At 31.5% G+C, this 5,983-nt stretch carries 5 protein-coding genes; 2 read left to right on the plus strand and 3 right to left on the minus strand.

The window, feature by feature from the left end; genetic code table 11:
• Positions 1-644: 644 nt before the first annotated feature.
• Positions 645-2,048, minus strand: coding sequence for a replication-relaxation family protein (locus PTI45_RS23170; RefSeq protein ID WP_069329956.1), 1,404 nt, complete (start codon positions 2,046-2,048; stop codon positions 645-647).
• Between the two features lie 903 nt (positions 2,049-2,951).
• Here PTI45_RS23170 and PTI45_RS23175 point away from each other — a divergent pair.
• Positions 2,952-3,266 (plus strand): helix-turn-helix domain-containing protein, encoded by a 315-nt coding sequence (locus PTI45_RS23175; RefSeq protein WP_069329957.1) that lies wholly within the window; start codon positions 2,952-2,954, stop codon positions 3,264-3,266.
• Between the two features lie 11 nt (positions 3,267-3,277).
• Entirely contained in the window at positions 3,278-4,762 is a 1,485-nt protein-coding gene (locus PTI45_RS23180; protein WP_069329958.1) for a hypothetical protein, read from the plus strand.
• A gap of 15 nt (positions 4,763-4,777) precedes the next feature.
• On the opposite strand, the gene PTI45_RS23185 is transcribed toward PTI45_RS23180, so the two are convergent.
• Both PTI45_RS23185 and PTI45_RS23190 read right to left on the minus strand, forming a co-directional pair.
• Positions 4,778-5,107, minus strand: coding sequence for a hypothetical protein (locus PTI45_RS23185; RefSeq protein ID WP_069329959.1), 330 nt, complete (start codon positions 5,105-5,107; stop codon positions 4,778-4,780).
• Positions 5,097-5,888 (minus strand): ParA family protein, encoded by a 792-nt coding sequence (locus tag PTI45_RS23190; RefSeq protein WP_069329960.1) that lies wholly within the window; start codon positions 5,886-5,888, stop codon positions 5,097-5,099. Before PTI45_RS23190 ends, PTI45_RS23185 begins: the two co-directional genes overlap by 11 nt.
• Positions 5,889-5,983: the final 95 nt, after the last annotated feature.

The raw sequence follows: 5,983 nt of genomic DNA on the forward strand, positions 1-5,983 counted from the left end.
AACTTATACTGGTCGATTTTAAAATATAGTGTTCGATCCAATCAACTAAAAACTCTTTCTGGGTTTGATCTACATATGAGTTCCACATAACAATATAAAAAATTCCCCCGCTCAAACGTACAAATATTTATGTATAATTCTATAACTAGAATAATAATCCAATAAATAGTACTTTTATCAAATACATCTTAATAGATATAAAAATGAATTAATTACTATAATTTATAAAACTATACTTATATCTTATACTTTATTCCTATAAAATGATCAAGAAATACTTATAAAGTACTATAAAATTTAATCATTCTTGAAAGTAACTAAACAATCATTGCAGATCAAACTACTATGGAAATATTTTAGTACTCTCCATTCTTCTACTTTAAATGGTATACTTGCCTGCTGAACAATATCTAAACAATATAGCAGCAGTTTAAGTTACTTTTTTTGATCATATACTGATAAAGCTATTTATAGCTCTATTTTGAGATTGAGCCCAAAGAACCCTTTTATAGCAAGGGTTCTTTGGGCTCCTCTTTTGTAGAGGTTAAAGCATAATCTATTTATATGATATGTCTGATTCGTTTCGTAATATATGCTTTATATAAAACGAATCAACAGATAAATATATGCATTAATGTATCATATCACCTGTGATTGTTTCCTTTAAAATAGTTGAGTGGGTTAATAATTTTGGAATCAATCTCATGATCATTCATATCAAACCACTCATTTGTATCGTAATTGTGCCAGAGATAATATTTAAAAATAGACTTGAACTTCTCTATTTGATCGCAGCCTTCGAAAATTAAGCTTTTAGGTTTCTCGTCAGCATAATAAAATACGGGAATCAAATCTTTTGCATTAACTTGTTTCATGGAAGGGATCGATTTCATTTTTCCAAAAAAGTCGATTACTTTAGATATTCCATTGGTTTCGTACCTATCAAATTTGATATATAAAAACACTTGATTTTCTTTATTCGATAATTGAGTTAGGGTGAACATGGGTTTCCACTGTAAAGCCTCTTCTTCTTCTTCGTATAGATTACAAAAAGATGCTATTACTGTATTTTGTCTTACTGCATTAGAAGGCTTTGGTTGTCCTATGAATGACTTATCTTGGATCAACGGTCTGAGATTATTGTTTAACTTAGTGTTTGTTTCTTTAGCAGATTGAATATGCGCTAAAATTAAATGTTCAATCATTTCCATATTACATACATATAGATTAAGATATGTTCCCCACTTATCTATTGAATTCATATAGTTTCGGAATACATTTTGCCATCTAGCCCATATGTGCTTTTGAGAAGTAGTAACGAATAAAATGGATTTTGGAATCGAACCTTTTAGCTCTGTATGACTCACACCTTCACTAACATAATTGAGATACTGTTTATACTTTTCAAATTTATCGAATAGTAAATGAGATTTTTCGGTACCCATATCCAGCTCTAGCCAAAAGTGAAACTTCTCATTACTATTTTTAACTTTAACAATGAACTCCCCATCAGGTCTAAATATTTTCTTTCCCTTTTCCTCGTTATTGTATTCTACAGATGAATATCGATTATCAATATAGTCATATTCAAGATCATACTTAATGCAAATCAATTGAAGCATGACATTAAAATCAATAGCATGTTGATGATGTTTTTGTAATCTTTCTTTAACTGGTCTGTATAAGTCGTACGGAAAGTAACCATACTCGGCATTCCAACCAGTTCTTCGGTACCCTTCTACTTCAGGGATATTGTTCATTTGAAAAGCTACGGACAGTCCTTCTTCAGATAACGTATATTGCTTTGGTGGTTGTTTAGAAGACTCTATAACAAGTTCAGACTTTTTCAATTGAGATAGCTGATTGTACAAACTTCTAATTTTATCTCTATTCAGTTGATCTAATGAATAGTGAGGATAAGTACTAGGGATTTCTAAACGATTTAAAAAGAAGTAAAGCTGATAAATATTCAAGCTGCGATATATAAATAATTGCTGAATAATTTGTTCTTTCGTTTCAGATATTTTGTTGTTTCTCAATGTCTCCATTTTGATGACCTCTTTTCAATGACTCAATCTTGATTTTCAACAAATATACTAACCTCTTACGATGGCTAAATTAAAGAGTATGCCTATTAGAATGAGAGTAACATAATAAAGCCTCTGGTACTAACGGATGTAACGCCTGTGAGTCTCTTTATAATCAGTGACAAACGCAGTGACAAAGACAGTGACATGTACGGTGACAAGGTCACTGAGGATGTCACCGCGTTTGTCACCGTACATGTCACTAAAAATCAAGTGTGAAAATGAGTTGAAATCATATTCATTATGAATTGTAAAAGGGCAAGAATTTGAGTTTATGGATCATCACAAATGAAGAGTGATTTTTAGTAATAATGATCTGGAATTATTACAAGTACATAAGATATGGATTAGTAAATAAAGTGATCTAAATATTATGAGAGTGTAAGTTACGAATTATAAATTAAGACTTTTAAACAAATCGATTTAACCAGTACAACCGGTTTTTTCGATTTAACTTATTTAACTGAGAAAACCGATTAAACTTGTTAAATCGGTTAAATAGAATTATTCTTATGTACTTTATATTCTCTATAGAAATGATCGCTGTAGTAGCGACCGCTCTAAACACAAAGCAATTTATCCCAATAAACACGCAGGAATATGCTTACGTTATTACTCTAAGAGATGGGCTCTTGAGAAACTATTATTGTATTGTTATACATAAATAAATAGGTTATAATTAAACCAGTTAAACCTATTTAACTGGTTTAATGGGTTTAATGGGTTTAACAAGTTTATCATATTAAATCGATTTAACAAGTTTAATACATTAAACCAATTAAACTTGTTAAACCTTTTAATTCACTTTTGATGTGATTGTTTGCTATTATCTAATTTGAATACATATGTAAAGGAGGGCCGACTTTGAATGATAAAGAGTTGTATACCGAAAAAAATTTCGAATTTTTTTGGAAAAATATGAATGGCAGTATATTAGACGTTTTTGAATGTATCACTACTAATCATTCAAATGGTATTAGTAGACGTAACTTATTATCTGCTTTAGATAACCCAGATAACCCGGATCAAATCCAACACTCTTCAACCAAAGTTTTGGAAGCATTAAATGTATTGAAATTTGCTGGACTTATCCAATATACAGAAAAGAGAAATATCCATATTTATTCTTTATCAGATGAAGGAATAAGATTTTCAGAGTATGTTACTAATACACATTAGGAGGACTTTCAATGGCTTATGTAGCTTTATCAAATAGTAAAGAATTAGCTTTCATGACGGAAAACAATTTAATTAATGAGCTTTCAATAAGATTTGGTTTTATTGGTGCAGGTCAAAAAGGAAACAAAGAAGCTGATCTTATGGCTTCGTATACTTATAGCGATGGTAGTCCCTGCTATCCTACTCTCGCAGTTAATTTTTCAAAAGGTGATATGCAACATTTAAAGAATATTCCTGTTAATGATCAAGTTCACTTTGAAGGATTCAAAGGTGCTGCACGTACTCCTTCTCTTGTAGTTGAAGCATTTGATCCAGCTGCAAATCCTGAAGCAGATGAATTGCGTCAACAACTTGCAGATGCGATGGTTCGCAAGTTCATGAAAAACGATGAATTGCTTGTGGATCACATTATTATTTCTGCTGGTGGTGGTGGCGGATTCGGTACTGGTTTCATATCTGTAGCTCTCAACCTTCTTGAAAATGATTTTTTTCCAGTCCCTGTGAGTTTTCTGATTTCTTTACCTTCTGATGATTTAACAGAAAAGTCCAATGCACTTGTGTTGATAAATGAAATCGATAATTTCCGTCAATTACAAGACGAATTATTTTCAGCTGGAGAAATTGATGAGAAGCCTTTAGGAAGCATCATCCTTACTGATAATAAACGAATGATTAATACTTTTACTAAACGTAAAGGTGACATTTATGAAACAGACAAAGTAGTAAACTGGAAAGAAGCAGGTAATCATGTAGTATTAAGTGCTATTCATGAAGTCAATATCATTCCTGCTAATTTTGGTAGTGACAATACTACGTATGATCCTTCAGATCTAGCGAAATTATTCCAAAATGGTGGTGGCTATCTAAGTATTCATAAGTCATCTATAAAGTATGATAAAAAAATCAACACGTCTTTAATCACGAATTCGATGAAAGGCGCAATAAATAATGGTTATTTCTCTTGTGACCACTTCTACGACTCAGCTAGTATGTATGGAGTTTTCATTTTAAGATCAGAATCAGATCCTCTTTTTAAAGATATCAGTACTGAATTGGACATTAATAGTACTATTAAACAATTTAATAGCACTGCTGAAGGCAAATTTGGTGATCCTATATGGTATGGCGATGAAATGGTATTGTACTCGATTTTTTCAGGAATGATCATGCCTGAACGCATACAACAATTAAATATAGAATATACCGAAGGAAAAGCTCTACAAGAAGAAGCTAGAAAACAAGAGGTTCAGCTTGATCTTTCTGCTGCAATAGATAATGTTCAAAAAAATAAGTTTAATCCTTATAAAAAAAGTAGTACTAAAAAAAGTTTTGGTTCTGCTACTAAAGGATTTGGTAGTAGTTCTGCATTTAGTCGTGCCAAAGAAGAAGCCTCTGTTGAAGTTGAAGAAGTTAAAAATCCTATTACAGAAGAACCCAAAACATCCGTATTATCTGCTTTTGCAAAAAGAAGAGAAGAATTAAAAAATAAAAAGTAAAAAAAGGAACAACTCTTAAGAGTTGTTCCTTTTTTCTTCTTCTCGATCCATGGCATCTAAATAAATTTTTATAGCCCTATTCATAATCTCTGTTTCAAAACCTTTTTTCTTTCCTTTTGATCTATCTTTTAATCTGTCAAACAATTTCTTCTCTAGTAAAAAAGTTTTCTGAACAGTTGTTGACTCTTCTGTATCTAATAAACGAGACACACTTTTTTGTAATTCTTCATAAGCCTCATCATCCATTCCTGGAACATAAGAGTTTAGTAAACTTTCCTTTTGTTGTTTACCATTGTCTGTATCAAAATTTAATAAACTTGGGTAGGATTTCTTACTACTTGACACGTTGAATCAACTCCTTTACAAACTCTAAATATGGTAACAACGCCTCTTTATCTTCCTTTGTTCGATGTTGTATACCACTTAGTGAAAATTCCTTTATCCTGTTTTTTCTTTTTATAACTGAATCAAAAACCCAATCTTCATATTGCAGTCTGCACTGCTCAATAATGTGTTTATCAATAGAGGTTCTACTATCAAGCATCGTGGCGAGTATCCCTGCAAGTCTTAGATTTTTATTTAGCTTCTCTTTAACTTGTTCCACTAGTTCCAGATAACGAGGTATCGCAACATAACAAAGTGGTTCTGATTGTAACATTACAACGGAATAATCACTCACGACTAATGCTGCTACAGTATGTTCCCCTATGTTAGGTGGTTGATCAATAAATATGAAATCATATTTTGATTTAACAGATGCCACTATTTCTTTGAGAGAGAAAGCAACATTTATTTTGTGCTTTTCTGTTTCTCTATTCAAACTAGCTAAGCTATCATCTGCTGGTAATAAATCATAGCGCCCAAAGCTTTCGTTTGTATCGTAACTCTCATTTAAGTTATAAATAAAATTTTCTGGGTTTCTTTCTATTATTGCATCCAGAATAGTTTGATTGGTAAATGTATTCAGGTTTTTTTTACTTAACATTCTTGAAGTATTCCCTTGAGAATCAAAGTCTATTACAAGGACGTCGTAACCCATCTCAGCTAGTAAATAACTGGATACAGATGTGGTAGTAGTCTTACCGACTCCCCCTTTTTGAACACCAACAGAAATAACTATTCCCATTAAATTCATTGCCTCCGTTCATTATCCTATCTTTATATATTGTCCATAACTACGCTATATGTCAATGAATAAGTTATAAATAAGTACCTTATATG

Origin of the sequence: Paenibacillus nuruki, from assembly GCF_001721045.1 — a bacterium.
Classification (GTDB): domain Bacteria; phylum Bacillota; class Bacilli; order Paenibacillales; family Paenibacillaceae; genus Saccharibacillus; species Saccharibacillus nuruki.

Coding starts and splice junctions, on each gene's coding strand:
- PTI45_RS23190 (WP_069329960.1), bottom strand. CDS start 5,888: ATGGGAATAGTTATTTCTGTTGGTGTTCAAAAAGGGGGAGTCGGTAAG.
- PTI45_RS23170 (WP_069329956.1), bottom strand. CDS start 2,048: ATGGAGACATTGAGAAACAACAAAATATCTGAAACGAAAGAACAAATT.
- PTI45_RS23180 (WP_069329958.1), top strand. CDS start 3,278: ATGGCTTATGTAGCTTTATCAAATAGTAAAGAATTAGCTTTCATGACG.